This window comes from Rosenbergiella collisarenosi (genome assembly GCF_018494085.1).
GTDB classification, from domain to species: domain Bacteria; phylum Pseudomonadota; class Gammaproteobacteria; order Enterobacterales; family Enterobacteriaceae; genus Rosenbergiella; species Rosenbergiella collisarenosi.
Genome location: NZ_JABBFP010000001.1, coordinates 398,646 through 423,122, shown reverse-complemented (window position 1 = coordinate 423,122; position 24,477 = coordinate 398,646). Strand labels below are relative to the sequence as shown.

Sequence of the window (24,477 nt, the reverse complement as noted above, 5' to 3'; positions counted from 1 at the left end):
CTTCGATCTCAGTTTTTTTCATTGATAACTTTCGATAGTTACCAGATGGGGGCGGTTTATCGAGCATCAAGGGATAAACTAAAAAAATTTCACTTTTTTTTCGAAAAGCGGCGCTGTCCACGTCTGAAAATAAGGCAACTCGCAATGGCTATTGCACAGAGAGCCAGTAGGTAGATCGCCGGAGACTGTCTGTTATAAGGCATTAACAGGGTCAAAAACAGCGGGGTAAGGCCGCCAAACATGGCATATCCAATGTTATAGGCTGTGGCTAACCCAGTGAATCTTACCTCTGGCGGAAAAGCCATCACCATCATCGCCGGTATAATTCCTAGCACGCCGAGCATAAGCCCAACCACACCATAAGCGAGAAAGAATTGAGAAGGGGCGAAACTCAGGCAATAAAAAAGCCATAGTATTGCCGCCGCGAGCAGCAAGCACCCCGCAATCAGGCTCCTACTCATCCCCCACTTATCTGCTGCAATCCCCCCTCCTATACAGCCGATCATCAGCATACAAGTCGCTAAAGTATTCGCCTGTAGGCTTTGAACCGCCGAGATGGCGAACCATTTTTGAAATAGTACGGGTGCCATCAGCACTAGCACAATGATTGCAGCCGCTAATAACCAGGTTAGGAGGATCGAAAAGAAGAGCGCTGAGCGATGAGAGAGTAAAAGGGTCTTGATAGGTAAATGATTCTGGCTGCGCTGTTGCTGCATCGCCAGAAAGACTGGGGTCTCATGCAACCAACGCCGAAGAAACATCCCCATCAAGCCAAATCCGCCCCCCATCAGAAAAGCAATTCGCCAGCCTATATCGGCCAACAACCCTGCTGGTAGCAAATAGGTGAGACCTTGCGTGATCAGTGAACCCAGGATAATACCGAGGGTGAGCCCACTGGTGAGCAGGCCACAGGCTACCCCCACTCGTGAGCTTGGGACATGCTCAGACACAAATACCCACGCGCCGGGAACCTCGCCGCCAATGGCTGCCCCCTGCAAAACCCGTAACAGCAACATAATGATCGGCGCGGCAAGCCCTATTGATGCGTAATCGGGTAGCAGCCCCATCACCGTCGTGGGGAGAGCCATCATTAAAATACTCAGCGTGAAGGTTTTCTTTCGGCCTAATTTATCGCCGTAATGAGCCAGAATGACGCCTCCAAGGGGCCGAGCCAGATAGCCTGCAGCGAACAGCGCAAAGGTTTGGAGCTGACGTAACCAGTCTGGAAGGTCGGCTGGGAAAAAGCGCTCCCCGATAACCAGCGCGAAAAAGGCAAAGATGACAAAATCGTAGAATTCTAGTGCCCCGCCTACGGCGGCTAAAGCGAGTGTTTTAATATCGTGCCGTGTTAGGGGCCGGGGGGAAATTGCGGGGTGCTGCATAAACGAAGCCTCTCCATGACTGGGGTAAGCCTCGACTATATCTGGATAACCTCATTAATAAAATTAACGATTTTAAAATCGCTCGGTCAAACCTCTGGCGGACGGCGAGCACTTTTCGGGCGGAACGAATCAACCACTGCTTTGTCCGTATCCAACCATGGGTTATCTAAGAGTTGTAAACAATAAGCGACGCTCGCGAAGATGCCCGTGACGCGAATATTCCCCTGCTCATCCCTCACCCCTTCAAGGGTTTCCTTGATGGATTTAGGTTGGCCAGGAAGGTTAAGGATCAGCGCTTGTCCACGGATCACGCCGACTTGTCGAGAGAGTATTGCCGTAGGGACATAATGTAAGCTGATTTGACGCATCTGTTCACCAAATCCAGGCATTACTCGATCAGCGACAGCCAAAGTGGCATCCGGTGTGACATCGCGTAATGCCGGGCCGGTCCCCCCAGTAGTCAACACTAAGTGACAACCTTGCTGATCAACTAATTCGCAAAGGGTTTGTTCAATAAGCGCTTGTTCATCAGCGATAAGACGCTGTTCGAGGTGATAAGGGGTAATGATCGCTTGCTCCAACCATTCGGCTAAGGCCGGTAAACCTTTATCCGGATAAATACCTTGCGAGGCGCGATCGGAGATCGAGACAATTCCAATACGTAATGGCGTCATAACAATTCTTAAACAGGAAGAAGACCGCGGCCGATTGGCCGCGGAGGGGGAAGATTACAGCAGTTCTTCGATCATTTTTTCTAATTTGCCTTGGTCAACCGCAAAATTACGGATGCCTTCAGCAAGTTTAGCGACAGCCATTGGGTCTTGGTTATGTTCCCAATAGAACTCAGATTCAGTCATTTTTTCTGGACGCGCTTTAGTCTCGCCGCTGTAGCTCAGTTTACGCTCTAACTCACCTTCAGACTCATGCAGCTCTTTAAGCAGTGCTGGAGAAATGGTTAGACGATCACAACCGGCTAATTCAATGATTTCGCCTACGTTACGGAAGCTTGCACCCATTACCACGGTTTCATAACCGTGTTGTTTGTAATAGTTGTAGATTTCAGTAACGGAAACAACGCCTGGGTCTTCTTGCGGTGCGTATTCTTTCTTGTCCGTATTCGCTTTGTACCAATCGAGGATACGACCAACGAATGGAGAGATCAGGAATGCGCCCGCTTCTGCACATGCACGCGCCTGCGCGAAGGAGAATAATAGGGTCAGGTTACAGTTGATGCCTTCTTTCTCTAACTGCTCAGCGGCACGAATACCCTGCCACGTCGACGCAAGTTTGATTAACACACGGTCGTTACTGATGCCTGCGTCATTGTATAACTTGATCAGGCTACGAGCTTTCGCCAAGCTAGCTTCGGTATCGTAAGAAAGGCGTGCATCAACTTCAGTTGAGATACGACCTGGGACTAGCTTCAGGATTTCAAGACCGATGTTCACATTAAGACGGTCTGAGGTCAGCGCGATCTGCTCTTCGCGGTCATTACTTTGTTTACGAGCCCATTCGATAGCTTCGTCAATGAGGCGGCGATACTCGGGAATTTTCGCTGCGTTCAGAATCAGTGAAGGGTTAGTCGTTGCATCTTGAGGCTTGTAAAGCTTCATCGCTTCAATATCGCCAGTATCGGCTACAACGGTTGTCAACTTACGCAGTGATGTGAGTTTGTCGGTCATATTTTGCTTCTCTTCTGTTTGACAGTAAGTGTTAAAAGCCTGTTTCGATAATATCACGCGCGCTCAGACACGCAAGCGCAGGGAGAAAGTAAGTCTCGTTATCCGCAGGAATAAACAACGATGGTACTTTTCCGAGATAAAATAATACTGATTCCCTCTACCATAGCCTGTTCGTATCAGAGCCATTTGTCGATTTGTGCAACTTATTTGTTACACTTGCAGAATATTGTCAACTGACACCGATACAGACTGAGGGTCTCACGATGTTAATGCTTATTTCGCCAGCTAAAACCTTAGATTATGAATCACCGGTTCCGGTTTTCGACTATACCCAACCGGAGCTGCTCAACGATTCCCAACAACTGATCGATATTGCGAAAAAACTCTCGCCAGCCGAGATTGCTTCCCTGATGAAGATTAGTGACAAACTCGCGCACCTCAATGCCGATCGTTTTAATCAATGGTCAACGCCCTTCTCTCCTGATAATGCGCGTCAAGCCTTGTTCGCTTTTAAAGGCGATGTTTATACCGGCCTGCAAGCAGACCAACTCTCACCTGACTCCATCCACTTTGCTCAGCAACATCTGAGAATGCTGTCAGGGCTATACGGTGTATTGCGTCCCTTGGATTTGATGCAACCCTACCGATTGGAAATGGGGATAAAACTCGCGAATCAGGCGGGAAAAGATCTTTACGCATTCTGGGGCGAAACTATTACTCAACAACTTAATCAACACATCGACACGCAGCGCGAAAAGTGGGTCATCAACCTCGCCTCCGATGAGTATTTCAAAGCCGTTAACACTAAAAAGTTACAGGCAAAGCTGATTAAGCCAGTTTTTCTCGATGAGAAGAATGGGAAATTTAAGGTGATTAGTTTTTACGCTAAGAAGGCGCGCGGCATGATGTGTCGGTTTATTATCGAAAATAAGATCACTCAGCCAGAAAAACTCACTCAATTCGATATGGACGGGTATTTTTACGACGCTCAACGCAGCTCTGAAAATGAGCTGGTTTTTTGTCGCCACGAAGTCTAGTAAAAAAGGCGGACGACGGTCCGCCTTAGCCTATTACACTTTACTGACGGTATCTAATAAGATACGACGTAATTCAGAGAAGTCAGCTCCGATAGTGTTAGACAATAAAGGTAAATCTGCGCGTTCTGCCAGTGGCTCCGGCAATGGCAAGGTCTCACCTAAAATATCTTCGACGCTTTCCTTAAATTTCGCGGGATGCGCGGTACCGAGGAATAAGCCATATTCTCCCTCTTGCAGCTGTTCGGTCAGCACTTGCCAAGCAATCGCGGCATGAGGCTCAGAAACATAACCTTGGCTCGCTAGCGAGCGAACCGCAGCGCGCGTTTGTTCGTCATTTAATGCACCATAGCCGAGAGAGTTCAGCTGCCAATTTTTCCGGCGGAACAGTTCTTCGACTCGTGGCCAGTTATTCGGCTGGCTAACATCCATCGCGTTAGACAAGGTGGCAACCGTCTTGTTTGGCGTCCACTGACCCGATGCTAAGAAGCGGGGTACCGTATCGTTGGCATTCGTCGCGGCAATGAAACGTTTGATCGGTAGGCCCATTGCTTTGGCGATCAAGCCCGCCGTCAAGTCACCAAAATTACCACTTGGTACGGAGATAACTAATTGGTTGCGTTGCTCCTGAGGAAGTTGAGCAACTGCCTCAAAGTAATAACACACTTGTGCCAGTAGACGACTGATATTAATTGAGTTAGCCGAGTTAAGACCAATCGCATTTTTCAGTTCAACATCGTCGAAAGCGTGTTTCACTAAGCTTTGGCAGGCATCGAAATCGTCCGCTACTGCAAGCGTAGTGATATTACCGCCCAGCGTACAAAAGAGTTTCTCTTGTAGCGGGCTTATCTTACCCTCAGGGTAGAGGATCACGACATTAATATTTTCCATACCATAAAAAGCATGGGCCACTGCCGCACCGGTATCACCTGAGGTCGCCGTAAGAATGGTGATTTTTTCTTCAGGTTTTTTCGTTAACGCCAAAATTTGTGCCATAAAACGGCCACCAAAGTCTTTGAACGCTAGTGTTGGACCGTGGAACAGTTCAAGGCTAGCAACGTTATCAGAAACGGCTTTAACCGGAGCAGGAAACGCAAAGGCGGCACCCACTCGTTGTAACAGTTCTTCTTCTGGGATCTCGTCACCGATAAGCGCAGATAAAATCTTACTGCTACGCGTCACGAAGTCGAGCGCTAGCCACTCTTCGATTACGGTTGATTCAATCTCAGGAAGCTCATGGGGAAAGAAAAGCCCCTGCTGCGATCCCAATCCCTGCTTTACCGCTTGCGTGAAACTAACCTGCTCATTATGGTCTTTAAGATTATAGAGTTTCATCATTTATCCCAGTTTACGTGCGCCGGCGGTATCCAGTCGGCAAATATGGACAAAACCTTCATCATTTTGTAGATAATGGTTAACGAGTTGTTCTTTGACTTGCTCTGCTGCCGTTAAGTTATCACAGATAGCGAAGAGTGTTGGGCCAGAACCTGAAATACCACAGGCCAATGCTCCGGCCGCTAATGAACGCTCACGTGCCTGCGCAAATCCCGGCAGCAATTGGGTTCTATAAGGTTCTGCGACGATATCTTGCATCATGGCGATGGCCAGTTCCGCTTGTTGAGAGTGGCAGGCATGGATGAACCCCCCCAACAACCGTCCATGACGAACAATGTCGGCTTTCGCGTAATGTGCCGGAAGAATAGCGCGAGCTTCTGCGGTAGACACCTTAATGCCGGGATAAGCCATCACCCAATACCATTGTTCAAATGCCGGTACAGGCTGCGAGATAACGCCCTGCTCTTCCAGCATCAACTGTAGGCCACCTAGGTAGCAAGGGGCAACATTGTCGTAATGCACACTACCGGAGATACGCCCTTCTAGCTCACCCATCAGCAATAATAATTGATGTTCGGAGAGTCGGTTCCCGGCAAATTCATTCATCGCGACTAGGGCCGCCACGACTGAACAAGCACTCGACCCCAAGCCCGATCCCACTGGCATATTCTTTTCCAACGTCATTACGACAGGCAGTGTTTCCCCCACTGTTTCACAGAAGAGTTTCCAACATTGGAATACGATGTTCTGCTCTGGATCGCTAGGTAGCTTACTGACAAAGCGTCCGAGGGTTTTAAGCGTAAACGTGTCCGCGCTTTCAACACTGACACAATCGCCAAGCAACGAACCGTCTATAGGCGATACTGCCGCGCCTAGAACGTCGAAACCCACACTAACATTCCCGATTGAGGCCGGTGCATAGATTTTTACCATGCTCATACTCCTAGCTTCCAAGACAGCGTTCTCAGTAAATCAGCAAAGACACCGGCTGCCGTAACATCATTACCTGCACCATAGCCACGCAGCACTAATGGAATCGGCTGGTAATAACGGGTATAGAAGGCTAAGGCATTTTCGCCATTTTTCACTTTATATAGAGGATCGTTGGCATCGACTTCACTCAGCGCGACTCGGCATTTACCTGCTTCATTAATTGATCCGATAAAACGCAACACTTTGCCATTCGACTGCGCTTGGGTGAACAGCGTATTGAAATGGTCATCCAGTTCAGGCAGTTGCTGCATAAAGCTGTTTGCATCAGGCAGATCGAGAAAATGCTGCGGCAGCACAGGCGCAATCTCGATATCGGCTAACTCCAAGGCTAATCCAGCTTCGCGCGCCAAGATCAGCAATTTACGCGCGACATCCATACCTGACAGGTCATCTCGAGGGTCCGGCTCTGTATAGCCCAGTTCACGAGCAAGCCCTGTCGCTTCTGAGAGACTCATCCCTTCGTCTAGCTTTCCAAAGATGAAGGAGAGCGAACCTGAGAGAATACCGTTAAACTCCACCAGCTCATCGCCGGCATTCAGTAGGTTTTGCAGGTTCTCAATAACCGGTAGTCCCGCTCCGACGTTAGTGTCGTAGAGGAACTTACGACGCGACTTCTCGGCAGCGGCTCGTAATTCTTGGTAATAATGCCAGCTGGAGGTGTTTGCCTTTTTGTTTGGCGTCACAACGTGGAAACCTTGCTTCAGGAAGTCGGCATAGAGATCTGCCATCGATTGGCTTGATGTACAATCGATGATCACCGGATTAAGGAGATAATACTCTTTGGCCAGCTGCGTTAAGTATTCCAACGAGAAGTGTTGTTGCGCCCCGTCTAGATCAGACTGCCACGTGGTAAGATCAATACCGTTTACCCGAGTCAGCATCTTACTGGAGTTAGCGATACCACAGACCCGCAGCTCGATGTGTTTCTTCTTTAACCAACTTTGCTGGCGTTCTAGCTGCTCAAGTAACGCCTTACCGACGCCACCGACGCCAATAACAAAAACTTCGAGTACTTGGTCAGTAGCAAACAATATCTGATGAACAGCACGCACTCCGGTGGTTGCGCTATCGTTACTTACCACCGCCGAGATGGAGCGCTCAGAAGAACCTTGTGCAATTGCGACAATATTAATATTTGCCCGCGCAAGCGCAGAGAAAAATTTGGCTGAAACACCGCGTAAGGTACGCATACCGTCGCCCACCACCGAGATAATGGCTAAATTCTCGGTCACGTCGATAGGATCAAGTAAACCTTCCTTGAGCTCTAACACAAACTCTTCTTCCAATGCCCGGCAAGCATGCAACATTTCGCCTTGCGGTACACAAAAACTAATACTGTATTCAGAAGAAGACTGTGTAATTAACACGACGGAAATAAACTTACGCGACATCACCGCAAATACGCGTGCAGCCATCCCTACCATGCCTTTCATCCCTGGGCCGGAGACACTAAACATCGCCATATTATTAAGGTTTGTGATGCCCTTAACCGGGGTTTTATCTTCTCCCCCCTGCGCAGAAATACAGGTACCAGGAGCTTGAGGATTAGCCGTATTCTTGATCACACACGGAATTTGGAATTGCGCGATAGGCGATATAGTACGTGGATGTAAGACTTTTGCACCGAAGTAGCTCAGCTCCATCGCCTCTTGATAAGACATGGATTTTAGTAAGCGAGCGTCAGGAACTTGGCGTGGATCACAAGTATAAACACCATCCACATCGGTCCAAATTTCGCAACACTGGGCACGTAGACATGCAGCCAGCACCGCTGCCGAATAATCAGAGCCATTGCGCCCCAGCACGACCAATTCACCGGCTTCATTACCCGCGGTAAACCCAGCCATGAGAATATAATGAGATCTTGGGATTTCACGTGCGGCAATGCGCCGTGTCGACTCGGCAATATCGACGGTAGATTCTAAATAATGTCCTTGGGCGAGAAGGTTTTCAACAGGGTTGATTACACTCACTGCATGACCGCGCGCGACCAGAAGCGCCTGCATGATCGCAATAGAAAGTTTTTCCCCGCGGCAGATGATGCCGGCATTAATGCTATCGGGACATTGCTTCAGGAGACTAATACCTAATAGCACTTGCTCTAATTGCGTGAACTCGTGTTGTACGACAAACTGCATTGCCGCGAGATCGAAATTAGGTTCAACGCTAGCCAGCCCGTTAAGTAACTCATCAAATATACGACGCGCATCCGCAAGATTTTCAGTGGTATCTTGACCAGCGATCGTTTTTTCAATCAATGCCACTAAATGATTAGTAATCTTAGCCGGTGCGGAGAGTACCGTCGCGACCTGTTCCTGTTGTCCATTATTTTCAATGATCTCAGCGACACGAAGAAAACGGTCGGCATTTGCCACTGAGGTTCCGCCAAATTTCAGTACACGCATGGGGCTATAGCTCCTGAATATAGTTCAAAAAAAAAGCCCGCACCTGAATAGGGCGCGGGCTTTTCTATCTTTCCTGTTATGCGTTAGCCCGCACCATTACCTGTTGTAATGGTGGTAATTGTAATAATGGTGATATTCAGGCTGTTTGTACGCATTTTTTCTCTATTGTTCTGTCTGTCTTTAAAATCTGTCCCTAACAGAAGTAAAGCAAACGCTACGCCAAGTCAACGAATTTATTCTGCGGACTGTGCCTTATGAATTGCGCAGAGATCCTTCAAAATAGACAACGATTTCCTTGATACCTTACCATGGTCGCTTATAACAAGATCAGTCCCTAGCATAAGCCATATTGACAGAATTTTATTTTGCGAGTTTTTTTTCAATATCATGAACAAGACGATGCAGCATCGCCGTATCTCTTTGCTGCGCAAAGCCTAGACGCTGCTCAATCCAATCAACCAATTTCTGGTCTCCGCTGACCTCTATCCTCGTTAAAAGTTGTGAAATCCTTTCTCTTAAAGCCGCGAGTTGTTGTGGGGACTCTGGGTGTATAGCCGGAGGCGGAGCGAGATGCAGAGCGGAAAGCTGATAACAAAATACCATGACAGCTTGGCCGAGATTAAGTGAAGGATAATCGACGGCCATTGGTATCCCGGTTAGCAGGTCTACACATTCAAGGTCGGCGTTACTCAATCCACTCTCTTCGCAACCGAAAACCAAAGCAAAGCGGTTCATCCATTGACGCTTTTCGCTTAACTGTTCCAAGACTTCCGTAGGGGTCGCATAATAGCGAAATTTCGCCCGACTCCGTGCGGTGGTGGCGACAGAAAAATCAATATCTGCCAATGCCTCAGGCAGCGATGCGAAGGTTTCAGCATTATCTAGAATGTCGGTTGCGCCATGCGCCGTCCACTGCGCAGCGGGCTCACGATGAACTTGGCTGTTTACTATCCTTAGCTGAGTAAACCCCATTGTTTTCATGGCTCGAGCCACAGCTCCCACATTTTCAGCTCGCGCAGGGGCAACTAATATAATCGGAAAAAACATGCATATACCTTAAATTCCAAGCAAGCAGCCATCATAGACTGCCCAAATAATCTTGGCTAGCGATGACTGTTCCTGAAGACTCGATGGGATATGTTAAATTTTCTTACTAATCATGCCGAGTTAATGTAACAGGACAGGAATCGGTACCATGGTAGCAACTTCAAGAATTGCGAGGTTTTTTTCTAAAAGAATTTCAGAAGTTACTGATTATACTGATAAAGAAAAAGAAATAGTCATTTTTCATACAACTGTTAACGTGCTACACTTAGCTTTGATATAAGTCAACGAAGCACATTTATTTGCTTCCTGAATGTTATTCACGCTGTTAGCTGAGTGTTAAAGGCGTTAGGATAGGTGAGTAACCTATTGGCTGACCGAGCATAAATAGAGAATTCTAGTTATTAATGTTTATCGTCCGTGCTAAAAATCAAAATATCGAACCCAGTACGTCATCGCCCAGCATTAATTGATTTAACTTACTCTCTACAACATCAGCGCTGTGGCCTTGTATCAATTTCGTTGGCAAATTTTAGGTAGCAAAACATGCAAATCCCACAAATTCTTATCGTCGAAGATGAGTTAGTCACCCGTAATACACTCAAGAGTATTTTTGAGGCAGAAGGCTATACCGTTTACGAGGCAACAGATGGTGCAGAAATGCATCAAGCGTTGATTGAGCACACGGTTAACCTGGTCATTATGGATATCAATCTACCCGGTAAAAACGGACTCTTACTGGCACGCGAACTCCGTGAGCAACAAAGTGTTGCACTGATGTTCTTAACCGGTCGCGATAATGAAGTTGATAAAATTCTTGGGCTCGAGATCGGTGCGGATGACTACATCACTAAACCGTTTAATCCTCGTGAATTAACTATCCGTGCGCGTAACTTGTTATCCCGCACGATGAATCTTGCTCCGATTCAAGAAGAACAAAAGCATGTTGAAAACTATCGTTTCAATGGTTGGGTGCTAGATATTAATAGTCGTTCGCTGATTAGCCCGCAGGGCGAACAATATAAATTACCACGCAGTGAATTCAGAGCAATGCTACATTTCTGTGAGAATCCAGGAAAAATCCAGCCGCGCGCTGAGCTCTTGAAGAAAATGACGGGGCGTGATTTAAAACCCCACGACCGAACTGTCGATGTAACCATCCGTCGTATTCGCAAACATTTTGAGTCCACACCAGGGACCCCTGAAATTATTGCGACGATCCATGGTGAAGGTTATCGCTTCTGCGGCGATATCGAAGAATAAATATGTATGACAGAATAGCCCAGAATATCTGGGCTTTTTTTTTAGTGCCACGGCATAATAGGGACTGCACTTAAGGCATTCTTCGGCGACCCTTCTACGACTCTATCTGAATAAGCCAAATAAACCAGTGTATTTCTTTTCTGATCGTAAAAACGATTAACTTGTAACTTTTTGAATACTAAAGAAGTCCGCTGTTTGAATACGGTATCACCATCTTCTTTCCCTGCTTTAATATTATCAGGTACCTCGATAGGCCCTACTTGATGACAGGAAATGGCAGCATCAGCCGTATCCTCTGCTAGACCAAGGCTTCCTTTAATTCCACCCGTTTTCGCTCGGCTTAGATAGCAGGTTACGTTACTAATCTCCGGGTCGTCGAAAGCCTCAATAACGATTTTATGATTTGCCCCGATTATTTTAAATTTTGTATCGACCGAGCCAATCTCCTCGCTCTGAGCGATAAGTGGTGTGAGGGTGGTTGCAATTAAGCAAGCCCCAACTAAACGTTTAATGACTGCCGCTGTGTTACGCATTCTCATAGATTCTATCTATCTCTTTAAATAATACACTAAGTAACTATAGGTTATAATAACTAACCGTTATATTAACCAAGGATAACAACAATGCCTTCAAATATTAATACTAATAGGTTCAATTATTAGTGGCAATAGATTCAGAAAATTGAAATCTAGCGTATAATAGTCTGCCTACACGGCTCAACCTGCCAATGGATAAGGGGATTTACTATGGACCAAGCTGGAATTATCAGAGACTTATTGGTGTGGTTAGAGAGTCATCTGGACCAACCTCTGTCGCTCGATAATGTTGCCCATAAAGCTGGCTACTCCAAATGGCACTTGCAGCGTATGTTCAAAAATATTACGGGCCATGCGATTGGTGCCTATATCCGTTCACGGCGCCTCTCAAAGGCTGCGGTAGCATTAAGATTAACGGGAAGGCCTATCTTAGATATCGCACTTCAGTACCGTTTCGATTCTCAACAAACCTTTACTCGCGCTTTCAAGAAACAATTTAATCAAACTCCGGCGAGTTATCGTAGAGCATTAGACTGGTCATCGTTTGGACTGCGCCCCCCTATTCGTATGGGTGCCTTCTCAATGCCACAGCCGACGATGGTGAATCTGCCCGAAATTACATTATTTGGTCATACCCAGAGCTATGCCTGTACGCTTGAACAAATTACCCAGTATCGCGCCGAGATGCGTAAACATTTCTGGCAGCAATTTTTGCACAACGCGAAAAACACTATTCCAGATAAGCTCTATGGGCTACACCAAGTCCGTAGTAGCGCCGATAAAGAAGATGAACAAGAGATCCTCTATACCACCGCTATTGCCGACGACAACTTTGCGAAAACATTAGATTCTGTCGAGAAAATTACTCTTGAAGGCGGAGACTATGTACAGTTTAGTTATGACGGGCTTAAAGAAGGCTTACAAGATTTCATCTTAGTGCTCTACAGCACCTGTATGCCAACGTTGAATCTGACACGTCGTTCAGGGCAAGATATTGAGCGCTTTTATACTCCACATGGAGTAACCACCGCCGATATTCGCTGTGATTATCTGATCCCAATCAGAAAAAGCGCTTAACTATTACCTCCCGGCCATATGCCGGGAGTGTTCAAGCTTTCAGCTCATCTAAAGCAGGCGCTGATAGGTGTGCAATATCACCGGTACTCTCGACAATCCACCCTTCGGCAAGCCAAGAACTTGATTGATAATCGACCCGCGATACCGAGCAGTTTCTTAATCTTAAGCGCCTTTCAGCCCATGCAGGCAACCCTAGCAAGGTCCCCAATAAACACCCGAGAGCAATGCCATGGCTAATTAATACAGGTCGACTCCCGGTAGGTAGTGATCGCGTCGCTTCAAGCGCTTCGCGCATACGTTGAGCCAGTTCTCCCATACTTTCCCCTTGTGGGATACGCCCAGCAGGATCACCGTTCAATAGCGACTTTCGCCATTGTTCTTCTTGCTGAGTCAGACTGCTCAACGCTCTCCCTTCTAATACGCCCATGTTGATTTCACGCAAACGAGCATCGATGACACACTGACATTGACAACTTTCCGCGATAATTGCTGCCGTCTGCTGTGTCCGCCCTAGGTCGCTCGAAATGATATGCGTAATCCCCAAATGTTGTAGACGTAAACCTGTTTGCCGTGCTTGCTCTATTCCCTGCTTAGTGAGCTCACTGTCACTTTGCCCTTGGATCCGTTGTTCAGTATTCCACAGCGTCTCTCCGTGGCGAACCAGCAAAACTTGTTGCATAACCCTTTCCATTATATGATCAAAACAATTTTGTTACCTTCGAGCTACCATTATGTATCATGTTGTCGTGGCAACCTGCAACCCAGCTAAAATATTAGCCGTTACCGAAGCCTGTAAAGCTATCTTCCCTGATGAACAAGTAGAAATACAAGGAGTGGATGTCGAGAGTGGTGTCTGCGCACAACCCCTGACGGACGAAGAAACATGGCAAGGTGCCGATAACCGTTTACGTCATGCAAAAGAACGTTACCCAGCCGCCTCACTCTGGCTCGCTATCGAAGCGGGTATAGACGACAACCAAGCATTTGCTTGGGTTATCGTCGAAAATAGTCTTCAGCGTAGCGAGTCTCGTTCCGCGAGCTTTAAATTACCCTCACGTATTCTTGATGCACTGCACGAAGGTGCGGAGCTAGGGCCTCTTATGTCCACCCTTACGGGTATCGATAACATAAAGCATAAAGGCGGCGCAATTGGGGCAATAACGTCGGGCGTTTTAACCCGCTCCTCGGTTTATCAACAAGCGATTATTCTCGCGATAAGTCCGTTGCTTCATCCTTTTTATGCAGAAGCTGCTCAGTAAGCCACTCACGTAATTCTGGAGCCGCCGACTTTAAGCCGTTGGAACCACGTGTAATGGTGGCTATGCCAACGCCAAGCTGATCTTTGAGCTGACGTTGGCTCAGCTGGCTGCGTAGCAATTCTTCAATAATGCACAAGCGAGTCCCGTAACCCTGTCGCTCGTCTGCCGTCAGCATAAGATTGAGTAGCGCCTCACCCTGCCCTGCGGAAAAAGCCTCCGCCAAAAGCTTGATGAAGCGCGTCCAGTCTCGCTCCGAAAGCGAATTGTCTTGGTCGATAGTCATAAGGTGGGCTTCCGTACTCATTGGCGAGTACAGAAGCATAACATACTCAATAGCGCCGATTCCACTCACTATCGGTAAAGATTTTGTCCGAAGATCCCATCAAATAACGATAATAGGCATCGTACGCGAGAACGTTTTTGACATAGTTTCGCGTTTCCGAGAAAGGAATTGTTTCGATAAAGGCGACAGGATCTAAACGCCCCTGACTGGAAGATAGCCAGCGGTTGATCCTGCCAGGCCCTGCATTATAGGCGCCCGCCGCCAGAATACGGTTATTATCAAATTGGCGATAAACGTAGTCTAGATACTGCATGCCGATTTGGATATTCATCTCTGGGTCGAGCAACTGGCTACTATTGCTATAGTCAGCAATCTCATACATTTTTACCGTATGGCTAGCCGTTCCCGGCATAATTTGCATGAGACCTGTTGCGCCGACTGGCGATTGAATCTTTGGATTCCAAGCACTCTCTTGGCGCGAGATAGCCATCGCAAAGGAAGTTTGGATCGCCTTACCCGCTGCATAACGTTGGAAGTAGGTCTGCCACGCAATAGGAAAACGCTCTTTGATACTGTTCCACATTTTTGCAGTAATGGTCGCTTGAACACTAAGATCCCACCAATCTTGAGAATTGGCATAACTCGCCAACATCTGCTGCTGAGTGAGACTCTTACTATTAATTAAGCTTGCCCACTCACTGCGCGCCAGATTATCGAGGTTCCAATACATGAGTTCACGTATTCTTGCCATCTCTGGTCCCTCGGTGACCGAGCTATCGGCCTCGGGAGCCTTATCCACCTGTAACTGATACTCCTCCCCGAGCCGCTGCGCAGCGGCCATGGCATAGAAACCTCGTTGACGCATAAGTTGATGCAGTATTTCGTCAGCTTCCGACTTCCTACCTCTTTCTAGCAGAAGATCGGCTTGCCAATATTGCCATTCATCTTTTTGTTTGGCTTCAACCGGCAGACGCGCAATCCAAGTATTTAAGCCGTGCCGATCATTTTGGCTCAGTGCGAGGCGGATACGTCTTTCAAGCAGTGTCTCAGACTCACTGTCCATAACCACTTCATCGCGCCAGCGTTGCTGTTGCGAAGTGATATCCGTCGACATCAGCTGCCAGGCCACGGCTTCTTTCAATGCTTGTGTATCTTGTTGGTCCATCTGTTGTAGGGACGCGAGCTGTGGGATTAAGGTCTGAGCTTGGTCAACATTATCGCGGGCAAGACGGTTAAACGCGATTATCGTTATTTTTCGACTGAACTCGGTAGGCGACACGGATTCGGCGAAGGTAAGAACACCCTGCGATGAGCTCTGTAAGGCATTAAGTGCAGTTCTGAGCGTATCGTAATCAGAAGGGAGCTGGGCGGTAAGTTGACGAGTCAGGCTATCATTCCCCGCTTTAACAGAGAGGAGAAGACGGGTAAGAATCTGATCGTTACTAAAATCACCACTATTTTGCCAGGCCGAAAAGAGTCGCTCGCAACCAGCGGGTAACGAACGCCCCGTCATCCAGATAGACTTCGCGCCCTGCCACGCCAGGCTCTGGTGCCCAGTCGCATAGTTCGCGTAATACCAGTTACATTTTGCTTGTGCAGTAGGAGGCTCTTGCGGACTAAAACTCAGTAATCCTTGCCAATCGTCGCGCCGTGCCAGCTCGCTGACAAACTGGTTTTTCAGGCTTTTTGCAGCGGGTAAGGTAGGATAACTGTTCACAAAATTATTGATCCCAAGCGCGGTATCTTGGCTCAGATCTTGTGACAACTGGCGGTACTCCAAGTATGGATATAGTGGATAATCTTTTAACGTTGGCATCAACTGTGCCACCACATCCATTTGCTTGGCGTCCCAGGCTTGACGTATTTGACTATAGCGCTGACGCTGTTCCGAAAGTGAGTCAGCAAAAGCCGCACAACTCACAGTGGTAAGACATATTCCTGTTACCCAATGCTTCCAATCTGCCACGTTTTACCCCTTATCGTCGCTATAGTGAATACCTGCTTACGCTAACATGTTTCTAACACTTCGTTCAGCTTTCCTGCAATGCCCTCCGATTATAGTCTTTTCCACTGCGCGGTTACTGTGAATATGATGGGAAAACAGATACACTTCTCAGCAAATAACACGTTTAACGACTACTAAGAGGCTTATCTCGTGGCGCAATTCGTATACAGTATGCACCGTGTAGGGAAAGTTGTTCCCCCTAAACGACATATCTTAAAAAATATTTCTCTTAGCTTCTTCCCAGGGGCAAAAATTGGCGTACTAGGCCTGAATGGTGCGGGCAAATCTACACTCCTACGCATCATGGCGGGGATCGATAAAGATATCGAAGGCGAAGCAAGACCACAACCGGGTATCAAAATCGGTTATCTTCCTCAGGAGCCCCAACTTAATCCTGAACATACGGTACGCGAGTCTATCGAAGAAGCCCTTTCTGAAGTCGTCGGAGCGCTAAAACGTCTGGATGAGGTCTATGCCCTCTATGCAGAACCAGAAGCCGATTTTGATAAGTTAGCGGCAGAGCAAGGACGTCTTGAGGAGATAATCGATGCTCACGATGGTCATAACCTCAATACACAACTTGAGCGTGCAGCCGATGCACTCCGCCTGCCAGAGTGGGAGGCTAAAGTCGCCAACCTCTCTGGAGGTGAGCGCCGTCGCGTAGCACTTTGTCGCCTCCTGCTCGAAAAACCGGATATGTTACTGCTGGATGAGCCAACTAACCACTTAGATGCGGAATCAGTCGCATGGCTAGAGCGCTTCCTGCATGATTTCGAGGGAACAGTGGTCGCGATTACCCATGACCGTTACTTCCTCGACAACGTAGCCGGCTGGATCTTAGAACTTGACCGTGGTGAGGGGATCCCATGGGAAGGTAACTACTCCTCTTGGTTGGAACAAAAAGATCAACGCCTAGCTCAAGAAGCCTCTGCAGAAGCGGCTCGTCGTAAATCGATCGAGAAAGAGCTGGAGTGGGTGCGCCAAGGTACTAAAGGCCGTCAGTCAAAAGGTAAGGCACGTCTTGCCCGCTTTGATGAGCTAAACAGCGTCGAATACCAAAAGCGTAATGAAACCAGTGAACTCTTCATTCCGCCTGGAGCACGTTTAGGCGATAAAGTTGTAGAAGTGAACAACCTAACCAAATCTTACGGCGATCGCGTACTGATCGATAATCTCTCTTTCTCTATTCCGAAAGGGGCAATCGTCGGGATCATCGGTGCCAACGGTGCGGGTAAATCAACGTTATTCCGTATGCTGTCGGGTCAAGAGCAACCGGACTCCGGTGAGATAACCCTAGGCGAAACGGTGAAGCTGGCTTCAGTCGATCAGTTCCGTGATGCGATGGATAATAGTAAAACCGTCTGGGAAGAGGTTTCTGGCGGTCAAGATATTATGCGTATTGGTAACTTCGAGATGCCGAGCCGTGCCTATGTTGGACGCTTTAACTTTAAAGGGACCGATCAAGGGAAACGCGTGGGTGAGCTATCTGGGGGCGAACGTGGGCGTTTGCACTTAGCCAAATTACTCCAAGTCGGCGGTAACTTACTGCTTCTCGATGAGCCTACCAACGATTTAGATATTGAAACGCTACGCGCCTTAGAAAATGCGCTTCTAGAGTTCCCGGGCTGTGCCATGGTTATCTCGCACGACCGTTGGTTCCTCGACAGAATCGCTACCCATATTCTGGATTATCAGGATGAAGGGAATGTCACGTTCTTCGAAGGAAACTTTAGCGAATACGAAGATTATCGTAAACGAACGCTGGGGAATGAAGCACTCGAACCTAAGCGAATGAAATATAAGAAAATGAGTAAATAATTACTCGACTAAGAGAGCCACTTTTCGGCTCTCTTTTCTTGCCTATGGGCACCTGATCAACATAGAGCGTTTAACGTTACCCGTGTAATGGGTCGTTTGGTCCTCGCCCACAATCGCCCCTGACGACGTTTCGTCTTTGGCACTTAAAACGTCGTAACCTGCCGGACACTGCTTTCTTGCTAACGCGACGCAATCACTCATCTCGCCAAACATTTGTTCACACTTAACTAAATACGTATCGGCCGATAATTGCGTGCTGTGCGGCGAACAGCCAACCAGCATAATTGCCGCCACACCGCCCATTATAATAACTCGTCGTTGCATTGCCTCTCCTCCGTGATACCTCGTAGAGAGCATAATACTGACTCCTTCAATCAAAGCTAAACCAATGGCTCCGCTAACGTTACGTTAACCGTGACGCTGAAGATTTAAGGAGGACTTGCTCAACCAGCTCAATACAGCGTAGAAAACGGCTGTCGTAATCGTTTTCCAGTACCTGTACAAAAGGGATTTCATTTTCGTCTAACAGCGCTATGAGCAAAGATTGAAACTCTTTACGATCCACCGAGCTTCCCAAACTGCGTAAGCCATCGGCAACCCAGGGGACATTGTTTTCTAGGAGGATGACCAAGTCGAAACGATACTCTGCAATGAGAGCCTGTACGAATGGGTGCGCCTTCCCTTCATATTTCAAACAGAACGCTTGGGTTGTCACAAAGTCTGTATCGATAAACGCGACTTTGTTGGCATACTTTACCGCGAAATCAATATATTGTGCCTGACCGAGTGCGATTTTATCGTAATCAGAATATTGGAGCGCCTGCTCGTCTCCCCCTAATTGTGAGAAGACGTAATCTCGTCCATATTCCCAAGCACTCGTCGTGTTAAAGATATTCGCCAGCTTATTGACTAATGTCGACTTACCGCTGGATTCCCCCCCAAGTAACGCAACCTTACGTACAAAGAACGGCTTTACCTCGGTAGGAATATAATCCCAATATTTAAAGGGGTCCTGACGTATCTGCTGGCCGCTAATATTTATAAAGCTGCGCTGGGCGTCAATAACGCTCGTTTCAATATTGAGGTAACGCTCGAACATCTCAGCATCATCTTGCTCACTGGTATAGATACGCTGTGCATGAATCTGCTTATCCGCCATAAAGGCGCTAATCTCTTGGCTCCAAACATCCCAACCATGCGGGTAGGGTTCGACCCCCTCTTCGTTAAAAGAGTGAATACGAATATTTTTCTGGTACTTGAAGGTTTGGAGTAACCAACGCAACCGATCAGCGGTCGTCGGCTGTTCGGACATCGCACTATCTTCGAATAACTGCCGGTCGCGAGGCTCATCGTAACCCATGATGATATGCAGCTCGTCAACTTGACTACACGCGCGCTGAATTAGGTAAATGTGCCCGGTATGTAAGGGGTAGAACTTACCGAAGACCACCCCGACGACTTTCTGCCGATAAGGGTAATCGAGCGCTAAGAAATGATGCAGTGCCTCAAGTTTCGAGGCACTAGGACTTTTTATTTTCTGATTAAGCAACTGACTGAGATAGCCCTTAGTCATTCCACAAGCCTCAGCAACCTGCTGTAGAGTGATGCCTTTTTGCTGTATCGCAACTTTTAAATAATCATAATTTTGCATCACGTCAGTTCCTGATTACTTGGTGACTAAGCGGTCAAACGCATTAGGTTAATTCATCAAACACTTCTAATGCATCGGCAAGTTTTTTAACCGGGTAAACTTTCATCCCACTCGGCGGATTTTTCGGGGCATTAGCGGCAGGAACGATAGCACGGGTGAAACCATGTTTGCTGGCCTCCGCGATACGCTCTTGTCCGCTCGGTACCGGTCGAATCTCCCCTGCAAGACCTACTTCACCGAATATCACTAGGTCATGGGGTAACGCACGATCCCGTAGGCTCGATACCATCGCTAACAGCAAGGCGAGATCGGCACTCGTCTCCGTCACCTTAACGCCGCCGACGACGTTAACAAACACGTCCTGATCTGCCATCTGTAGCCCACCATGGCGATGCAACACTGCGAGTAAAATCGCGAGGCGGTTTTGTTCAAGTCCTACTGCAACGCGGCGTGGATTACCCATTAATGAATGATCGACTAAGGCTTGAATTTCAACCAACAGTGGGCGGGTCCCTTCCCACACCACCATGACCGAACTTCCCGGTGTTACCTCATCGCCGCGCGATAAGAAGATTGCAGAAGGATTACTGACTTCACGCATCCCCTGCTCAGTCATCGCGAATACGCCCAGTTCGTTAACCGCCCCGAAACGGTTTTTATGGCTGCGCAAAGTACGAAAGCGAGAGTCTGTATCGCCGTCAAGTAACACGGAGCAATCAATACAGTGCTCGAGGACTTTCGGCCCGGCTAACGAGCCGTCTTTTGTGACGTGTCCGACCATTACAATCGCTACGTTGCGGGTTTTCGCAAAACGAGTTAGGTAGGCTGCCGTTTCACGCACTTGAGCCACGCTGCCTGGCGACGATTGCACATCGGACATATGCATAACCTGGATAGAATCGATCACCATTAATTGTGGCATTTCGGTTTCCGCAATTTGGCAGATTTCTTCAATGCTGGTCTCGGATAGCATATTAAGATGTGTCGTGGGCAGGCCTAGTCGATGGGCGCGCATTGCAACCTGCTGTAACGACTCCTCACCCGTAACGTAGAGCGTTTTCATCTTTTCTGACAGCTTACAAAGCGTCTGCAACAACAATGTCGACTTACCCGCACCTGGGCTACCACCGATCAGAATGGCACTCCCCGGCACAACACCGCCACCTAACACGCGGTCAAACTCTTTAAAACCAGTCGAAAAACGCGGCAGCGCCTCAAGGCTTATCTCAGATAGCTTTTGGACTTTACTTGCCCCACTACTGCCAGCATAGCCAGATAAACGCTCATTTCTTGCCACAGTCGGTGAGGCGGCAAGCCGTACCTCAGTGATCGTATTCCAGGCGTGGCAGGCACTACACTGCCCCTGCCAACGAGGATAATCCGCTCCGCACTCATTACAAACAAAGGCTCGTTTTACTGCTTTAGCCAAAATAGCTCCTTACTCAGCGTGATTCGTGGTTAAGGCTACCCGTAAGAATACACAGTACCCCTGTCAGATCGGCAAAGCGAATAACCACTTCACTTTTTTCATTCACTTTAGGCTTGGCATGATAGGCAATTCCTAGTCCCGCCGCTTGGATCATGACTAAATCATTCGCACCATCGCCAATCGCGACCGTTTGTGAACGTGGTAACTCATAGTTTGCCGCCAATTTTTCAAGGAAGGTGGCTTTATATTTCGCATCGACAATATCCCCTAACACCTTACCCGTCAGTTTGCCGTTGACGATTTCTAACTGGTTGGCCGCCACTGCGCTTAGTTTTAATTTTTGTTTGAGATAATCAGCGAAGAAGGTAAACCCGCCAGAGGCGATGGCAACTTGCCAGCCGTGTGACTGTAAAGTATCGACTAACTGTTCAAGTCCAGGCATCAGCGGTAAATTATCGAGTACCTGCTGCAAAATAGCTTCATCGGCTCCCGCTAATTGTGCGACGCGTTCGCGTAAACTTTGTTGGAAATCTAGCTCGCCGCGCATCGCCTTTTCTGTTACTTCGGCGACTTTTTCGCCGCATCCTGCCAAGACTGCAATTTCGTCGATACACTCGATCTCAATTGCCGTAGAATCCATATCCATGACTAACAGGCCGGGTTGTTGTAACTCCGGAAGCTGTCCAAGGGCGGCAACGTCTAGTTCAAACTGATAGGCCAGTTTACGTGCCTCTGGGGTAAGTGAACCCGCGACTCGCAATACGGCATAATCGCCGACCGTCCACGCACTCACCAGAACTAATGCTCCGTCTAACTGTTGTTGATAATCGGTTAGACGCTGTTTATCCAGTGAACGGCCAAACAGAAGCCAGCCGCTACGGCCTGCGCGGTAGTCGAGGGGCATGACTTCATCCCCATTCAATGAAAGCGGCAATCCTGGCCATGCTGTAACATCCGTAGGTAAATCAGACCAACTTAATCGGTTTGGCATTGGTGCTCCTGAACAAACATATAAACCCGGCAAAAGGCTACCCCGATCGCCCCAGCTCTGGCAACATAAACCCACATCAGAGCTAACGATTTCTGAAAAAATGAGATTCCCAACCCATGCACAGACCTAAAATTAACATTCAACTTCACAGGACGCTGATCGTGTTGGCGTGTTTAGCATTAATGGTGGCATTGATGCAGGGGGCGTCATGGTTTAGTTCGAGCCGTCAAAAAGTTGAAACAACACAGGCCTCTGAGCTTTCACAGGGGCTGGCGAACCAAGTTGCTTATAGTTTACTGCCTTATTTTTCTGAGGATGAGATTGACCTCTCCGCAATCAATGGCATCCTTAAACATCTCACCCAACAACCGAGAGTCATCGACGTCTCGCTTTATGATGTCGATGGGACACGCCTTGTACACAGTGGCCAATCGATCAGTGTTAGGGACCGATTGGGGCTTAGCGATGATCGCACAGGCAGTTACTCGACGCGTCAACTTGTCGTTCCCCTGCAAACCAAAGCAGGTCCGCAGGGATATTTACGCCTAACATTGGATACACATACGTTAGCGAGTGAGGCACGCCATGTCGATAACACCACTAACTTATTACGCTTGATGCTATTACTGGCTCTCGCCATCGGTATTATTCTAACCCGTACCCTGTTAAGAGACCAACGCACGCACTGGCAGCAGTCTCCCTACCTCCTCACGGCCCACCGCCCCATCCCCGCGAAGTCTAAGCGGGATAAGGCGAAAGAGTTATAGAAGGAGAGACTGCAACGCGGGGAGAGTGGGCACTTGCCAGTCGGGGGTGATAGTTGCTGGCAGAATTTTATCGCCATGATCTAACCAACAGGTTTTCATTCCAGCATTGATACCGCCTAAAATATCAGATTCTGGCGTATCACCGACCATTAAGGTTCTTTCTGGCAGGCACCCCTCAAGTTGCTCTAGAGTATGCTGAAAAATCTCTGGCGCCGGCTTAGCAAGACCAAATTGTTCTGATATGGTCAGCACATCAAAGTAACCGCTAAAATCGGTGCTCGCTAGGCGCGCATGCAGCAAATCAGTGAAACCATTGGTAATAATCCCAACACGCACATGAGGCGAGATAGCCTCCAGCAAAGCCTTAGCACCCGGTAAGGGCTGACAAATCTGCGCCATGGCAGCTAAAAATTGTTGATTTAGCGTACTGGCTGGAAGGTTCAGTACCTTCGCCCACGGATCAAAACGTTGCGTCTTTAACTGTTCCGCATCGATTTCATGATGTTGATAGGCCGTCCATAAAGGCTTATTCAGTGCCTGATAGCGTTGATAATCTTCAGGACTAAATGTCACACCATGCTGCGCAAACATCGTGCTTAACCCTTTATAGGCATCAAATTCAAACAGTGTCTCATCAGCATCAAAAAGGATGCAGTCGAAGTGTTTTATCAGCATAGTGCTCCAAGAATAATTACAGTGTTAACGCCATGATCAACGCGTCTTCGCGCCCGTTAGCGGTGGGATAATAATTATTACGTCGTGATACTTCGTTAAAATCAAGTGATTCGTAGAGGCCAATAGCGGGTAAGTTTGATGCACGAACCTCTAACCAAAGCATCATGACATCACGCTCTATCAGCCGTTCGCTAAGCGACATTATTAGATGTCGAGCGACGCCACGCCGTTGAAAAGTGGGCGACACGGCAATATTAAAGAGGGATGCCTCATCCAGTACCACCTGGCAGATTACAAACCCCGCTAGTTCGCCGTCGATATCGGCGCGCAAGTTAATAAAACGCTCACCTTGGTTTGCTTGAAAAGTCGCCGCACTCCATGGATGTGAGTGACACTGGTTTTCAATCGTAAAGGCTTGCGCCCAGTCTGCCAGATGCAGATCAGAGATTATCGTCATAGTCGCAAAATTGCTGCCATAAAGTACGTTTAGCCTCTGCATTCCCGATTAAGGTAGCAAAAGGCGGGGAGAGGATCTGGCGCGAGGCATAGCGATGCTGTGGATCATGGCCCACGAACCAGAGTAAACAAGATAACGGCTGGGGAAGCAGGGGCAGTTGTTCTACCGAGAGATACAGTACATTAGCGGATTCGACAATCATGCTCAGTAATACATCACTGATAAAAGGGTGATGGAGTTCATCGCGTTGCAGCCCGACAATGACGAGCTTAGTGGTCGGCTTTATCGCGATGGCTACCTCACCTTGTAAGACTTCGGGACGCCGTAAACGATACTGGTCGATCCCCATTTGCGCTAATAACCAGTCTCGTCTTTCTGTCATTTTTATCCA

The 24,477-nt window shown here is 48.0% G+C and carries 24 protein-coding genes and 1 other annotated feature; of the genes, 6 read left to right on the top strand and 18 right to left on the bottom strand.

Annotated features, from left to right (window positions below):
* Positions 1–89 precede the first annotated feature (89 nt).
* The 3 genes from HGT70_RS01905 to tal all read right to left on the bottom strand — a co-directional run bounded on the left by HGT70_RS01905 (position 90) and on the right by tal (position 3,064).
* Complete coding sequence (locus tag HGT70_RS01905; RefSeq protein ID WP_214194749.1) at positions 90–1,382, bottom strand: MFS transporter; 1,293 nt, start codon at positions 1,380–1,382, stop codon at positions 90–92.
* 86 nt (positions 1,383–1,468) lie between these two features.
* Positions 1,469–2,056, bottom strand: a complete 588-nt coding sequence (gene mog, locus HGT70_RS01900; RefSeq protein WP_214194748.1) for a molybdopterin adenylyltransferase — start codon at positions 2,054–2,056, stop codon at positions 1,469–1,471.
* A 54-nt stretch (positions 2,057–2,110) separates the two neighbouring features.
* Positions 2,111–3,064: a transaldolase gene (tal, locus tag HGT70_RS01895; RefSeq protein WP_071434059.1), complete on the bottom strand. Its 954-nt coding sequence runs from the start codon at positions 3,062–3,064 to the stop codon at positions 2,111–2,113.
* Between the two features lie 263 nt (positions 3,065–3,327).
* Here tal and yaaA point away from each other — a divergent pair, with 263 nt between their 5' ends.
* The gene (gene yaaA, locus HGT70_RS01890) at positions 3,328–4,101 is read left to right on the top strand and encodes a peroxide stress protein YaaA (RefSeq protein ID WP_214194747.1); all 774 of its coding nucleotides are present in this window, start codon (positions 3,328–3,330) and stop codon (positions 4,099–4,101) included.
* A 33-nt stretch (positions 4,102–4,134) separates the two neighbouring features.
* Here yaaA and thrC read toward each other — a convergent pair whose 3' ends face one another.
* The 4 genes from thrC to HGT70_RS01870 form a co-directional block, all read right to left on the bottom strand.
* Positions 4,135–5,433 (bottom strand): threonine synthase, encoded by a 1,299-nt coding sequence (gene thrC, locus HGT70_RS01885; protein WP_214194817.1) that lies wholly within the window; start codon positions 5,431–5,433, stop codon positions 4,135–4,137.
* A gap of 3 nt (positions 5,434–5,436) precedes the next feature.
* On the bottom strand, positions 5,437–6,366 hold the full coding sequence (gene thrB, locus HGT70_RS01880; protein ID WP_214194746.1) for a homoserine kinase: 930 nt from the start codon (positions 6,364–6,366) through the stop codon (positions 5,437–5,439).
* Positions 6,367–6,368: 2 nt separating this feature from the next.
* Positions 6,369–8,831, bottom strand: a complete 2,463-nt coding sequence (gene thrA / locus HGT70_RS01875; RefSeq protein WP_214194745.1) for a bifunctional aspartate kinase/homoserine dehydrogenase I — start codon at positions 8,829–8,831, stop codon at positions 6,369–6,371.
* Between the two features lie 26 nt (positions 8,832–8,857).
* Positions 8,858–8,979: a sequence feature (Thr leader region), on the bottom strand.
* 212 nt (positions 8,980–9,191) lie between these two features.
* On the bottom strand, positions 9,192–9,878 hold the full coding sequence (locus tag HGT70_RS01870) for a tRNA/rRNA methyltransferase (protein ID WP_214194744.1): 687 nt from the start codon (positions 9,876–9,878) through the stop codon (positions 9,192–9,194).
* A 543-nt stretch (positions 9,879–10,421) separates the two neighbouring features.
* Between HGT70_RS01870 and arcA the strand changes: the two genes are divergently transcribed.
* The gene (gene arcA / locus HGT70_RS01865) at positions 10,422–11,138 is read left to right on the top strand and encodes a two-component system response regulator ArcA (protein WP_071434048.1); all 717 of its coding nucleotides are present in this window, start codon (positions 10,422–10,424) and stop codon (positions 11,136–11,138) included.
* A gap of 41 nt (positions 11,139–11,179) precedes the next feature.
* Here arcA and creA read toward each other — a convergent pair whose 3' ends face one another.
* Positions 11,180–11,671: a protein CreA gene (gene creA, locus HGT70_RS01860; RefSeq protein WP_214194816.1), complete on the bottom strand. Its 492-nt coding sequence runs from the start codon at positions 11,669–11,671 to the stop codon at positions 11,180–11,182.
* Positions 11,672–11,884: 213 nt separating this feature from the next.
* Between creA and robA the strand changes: the two genes are divergently transcribed.
* Positions 11,885–12,751 carry an MDR efflux pump AcrAB transcriptional activator RobA gene (gene robA, locus HGT70_RS01855; RefSeq protein ID WP_071434046.1) on the top strand — a complete coding sequence of 289 codons (867 nt, stop codon included), beginning with the start codon at positions 11,885–11,887 and terminating at the stop codon, positions 12,749–12,751.
* 31 nt (positions 12,752–12,782) lie between these two features.
* Here robA and gpmB read toward each other — a convergent pair whose 3' ends face one another.
* Positions 12,783–13,430 carry a 2,3-diphosphoglycerate-dependent phosphoglycerate mutase GpmB gene (gene gpmB, locus HGT70_RS01850; RefSeq protein WP_071434044.1) on the bottom strand — a complete coding sequence of 216 codons (648 nt, stop codon included), beginning with the start codon at positions 13,428–13,430 and terminating at the stop codon, positions 12,783–12,785.
* Between the two features lie 52 nt (positions 13,431–13,482).
* Between gpmB and yjjX the strand changes: the two genes are divergently transcribed.
* Positions 13,483–14,010, top strand: coding sequence for an inosine/xanthosine triphosphatase (gene yjjX, locus HGT70_RS01845; protein ID WP_214194743.1), 528 nt, complete (start codon positions 13,483–13,485; stop codon positions 14,008–14,010).
* Here yjjX and trpR read toward each other — a convergent pair.
* Together trpR and sltY are read right to left on the bottom strand one after the other, a co-directional pair.
* Complete coding sequence (trpR, locus tag HGT70_RS01840) at positions 13,955–14,293, bottom strand: trp operon repressor (RefSeq protein ID WP_241569358.1); 339 nt, start codon at positions 14,291–14,293, stop codon at positions 13,955–13,957. The two genes, yjjX and trpR, sit on opposite strands and share 56 nt — an antisense overlap.
* Positions 14,294–14,339: 46 nt before the next feature.
* A complete protein-coding gene (gene sltY / locus HGT70_RS01835) occupies positions 14,340–16,259 on the bottom strand; it encodes a murein transglycosylase (protein WP_214194742.1) in 1,920 nt (639 codons plus the stop codon).
* A gap of 189 nt (positions 16,260–16,448) precedes the next feature.
* Between sltY and ettA the strand changes: the two genes are divergently transcribed.
* A complete protein-coding gene (gene ettA / locus HGT70_RS01830; protein ID WP_214194741.1) occupies positions 16,449–18,116 on the top strand; it encodes an energy-dependent translational throttle protein EttA in 1,668 nt (555 codons plus the stop codon).
* A 42-nt stretch (positions 18,117–18,158) separates the two neighbouring features.
* On the opposite strand, the gene HGT70_RS01825 is transcribed toward ettA, so the two are convergent.
* The 4 genes from HGT70_RS01825 to serB all read right to left on the bottom strand — a co-directional run bounded on the left by HGT70_RS01825 (position 18,159) and on the right by serB (position 22,187).
* Positions 18,159–18,440, bottom strand: a complete 282-nt coding sequence (locus HGT70_RS01825; RefSeq protein WP_214194740.1) for a hypothetical protein — start codon at positions 18,438–18,440, stop codon at positions 18,159–18,161.
* A gap of 79 nt (positions 18,441–18,519) precedes the next feature.
* Complete coding sequence (gene nadR, locus HGT70_RS01820; RefSeq protein ID WP_071434032.1) at positions 18,520–19,767, bottom strand: multifunctional transcriptional regulator/nicotinamide-nucleotide adenylyltransferase/ribosylnicotinamide kinase NadR; 1,248 nt, start codon at positions 19,765–19,767, stop codon at positions 18,520–18,522.
* A 43-nt stretch (positions 19,768–19,810) separates the two neighbouring features.
* Positions 19,811–21,196, bottom strand: coding sequence for a DNA repair protein RadA (radA, locus tag HGT70_RS01815; RefSeq protein ID WP_214194739.1), 1,386 nt, complete (start codon positions 21,194–21,196; stop codon positions 19,811–19,813).
* A gap of 13 nt (positions 21,197–21,209) precedes the next feature.
* Positions 21,210–22,187 carry a phosphoserine phosphatase gene (serB, locus tag HGT70_RS01810; RefSeq protein WP_071434028.1) on the bottom strand — a complete coding sequence of 326 codons (978 nt, stop codon included), beginning with the start codon at positions 22,185–22,187 and terminating at the stop codon, positions 21,210–21,212.
* Between the two features lie 116 nt (positions 22,188–22,303).
* On the opposite strand from serB, the gene HGT70_RS01805 reads away from it, so the two are divergent.
* A complete protein-coding gene (locus HGT70_RS01805) occupies positions 22,304–22,954 on the top strand; it encodes a YtjB family periplasmic protein (RefSeq protein ID WP_214194738.1) in 651 nt (216 codons plus the stop codon).
* Here the strand turns inward: HGT70_RS01805 and yjjG are convergent.
* The 3 genes from yjjG to HGT70_RS01790 are packed head-to-tail and all read right to left on the bottom strand — an operon-like array spanning position 22,949 to position 24,468.
* Positions 22,949–23,626 carry a pyrimidine 5'-nucleotidase gene (yjjG, locus tag HGT70_RS01800; RefSeq protein WP_071435236.1) on the bottom strand — a complete coding sequence of 226 codons (678 nt, stop codon included), beginning with the start codon at positions 23,624–23,626 and terminating at the stop codon, positions 22,949–22,951. The genes HGT70_RS01805 and yjjG overlap by 6 nt on opposite strands.
* A 19-nt stretch (positions 23,627–23,645) precedes the next feature.
* Positions 23,646–24,086 carry a ribosomal protein S18-alanine N-acetyltransferase gene (gene rimI / locus HGT70_RS01795; RefSeq protein ID WP_214194737.1) on the bottom strand — a complete coding sequence of 147 codons (441 nt, stop codon included), beginning with the start codon at positions 24,084–24,086 and terminating at the stop codon, positions 23,646–23,648.
* Complete coding sequence (locus HGT70_RS01790) at positions 24,070–24,468, bottom strand: DNA polymerase III subunit psi (protein ID WP_071434023.1); 399 nt, start codon at positions 24,466–24,468, stop codon at positions 24,070–24,072. The genes rimI and HGT70_RS01790 overlap by 17 nt, the downstream gene beginning before the upstream one ends.
* Positions 24,469–24,477 lie beyond the last annotated feature (9 nt).

Excerpts from the sequence above, each read along its gene's own strand:
- HGT70_RS01905 (WP_214194749.1), bottom strand. The coding sequence starts at position 1,382 with ATGCAGCACCCCGCAATTTCCCCCCGGCCCCTAACACGGCACGATATT.
- mog (WP_214194748.1), bottom strand. The coding sequence starts at position 2,056 with ATGACGCCATTACGTATTGGAATTGTCTCGATCTCCGATCGCGCCTCG.
- tal (WP_071434059.1), bottom strand. The coding sequence starts at position 3,064 with ATGACCGACAAACTCACATCACTGCGTAAGTTGACAACCGTTGTAGCC.
- yaaA (WP_214194747.1), top strand. The coding sequence starts at position 3,328 with ATGTTAATGCTTATTTCGCCAGCTAAAACCTTAGATTATGAATCACCG.
- thrC (WP_214194817.1), bottom strand. The coding sequence starts at position 5,433 with ATGAAACTCTATAATCTTAAAGACCATAATGAGCAGGTTAGTTTCACG.
- thrB (WP_214194746.1), bottom strand. The coding sequence starts at position 6,366 with ATGGTAAAAATCTATGCACCGGCCTCAATCGGGAATGTTAGTGTGGGT.
- thrA (WP_214194745.1), bottom strand. The coding sequence starts at position 8,831 with ATGCGTGTACTGAAATTTGGCGGAACCTCAGTGGCAAATGCCGACCGT.
- HGT70_RS01870 (WP_214194744.1), bottom strand. The coding sequence starts at position 9,878 with ATGTTTTTTCCGATTATATTAGTTGCCCCTGCGCGAGCTGAAAATGTG.
- arcA (WP_071434048.1), top strand. The coding sequence starts at position 10,422 with ATGCAAATCCCACAAATTCTTATCGTCGAAGATGAGTTAGTCACCCGT.
- creA (WP_214194816.1), bottom strand. The coding sequence starts at position 11,671 with ATGCGTAACACAGCGGCAGTCATTAAACGTTTAGTTGGGGCTTGCTTA.
- robA (WP_071434046.1), top strand. The coding sequence starts at position 11,885 with ATGGACCAAGCTGGAATTATCAGAGACTTATTGGTGTGGTTAGAGAGT.
- gpmB (WP_071434044.1), bottom strand. The coding sequence starts at position 13,430 with ATGCAACAAGTTTTGCTGGTTCGCCACGGAGAGACGCTGTGGAATACT.
- yjjX (WP_214194743.1), top strand. The coding sequence starts at position 13,483 with ATGTATCATGTTGTCGTGGCAACCTGCAACCCAGCTAAAATATTAGCC.
- trpR (WP_241569358.1), bottom strand. The coding sequence starts at position 14,293 with ATGACTATCGACCAAGACAATTCGCTTTCGGAGCGAGACTGGACGCGC.
- HGT70_RS01825 (WP_214194740.1), bottom strand. The coding sequence starts at position 18,440 with ATGCAACGACGAGTTATTATAATGGGCGGTGTGGCGGCAATTATGCTG.
- nadR (WP_071434032.1), bottom strand. The coding sequence starts at position 19,767 with ATGCAAAATTATGATTATTTAAAAGTTGCGATACAGCAAAAAGGCATC.
- serB (WP_071434028.1), bottom strand. The coding sequence starts at position 22,187 with ATGCCAAACCGATTAAGTTGGTCTGATTTACCTACGGATGTTACAGCA.
- HGT70_RS01805 (WP_214194738.1), top strand. The coding sequence starts at position 22,304 with ATGCACAGACCTAAAATTAACATTCAACTTCACAGGACGCTGATCGTG.
- rimI (WP_214194737.1), bottom strand. The coding sequence starts at position 24,086 with ATGACGATAATCTCTGATCTGCATCTGGCAGACTGGGCGCAAGCCTTT.
- HGT70_RS01790 (WP_071434023.1), bottom strand. The coding sequence starts at position 24,468 with ATGACAGAAAGACGAGACTGGTTATTAGCGCAAATGGGGATCGACCAG.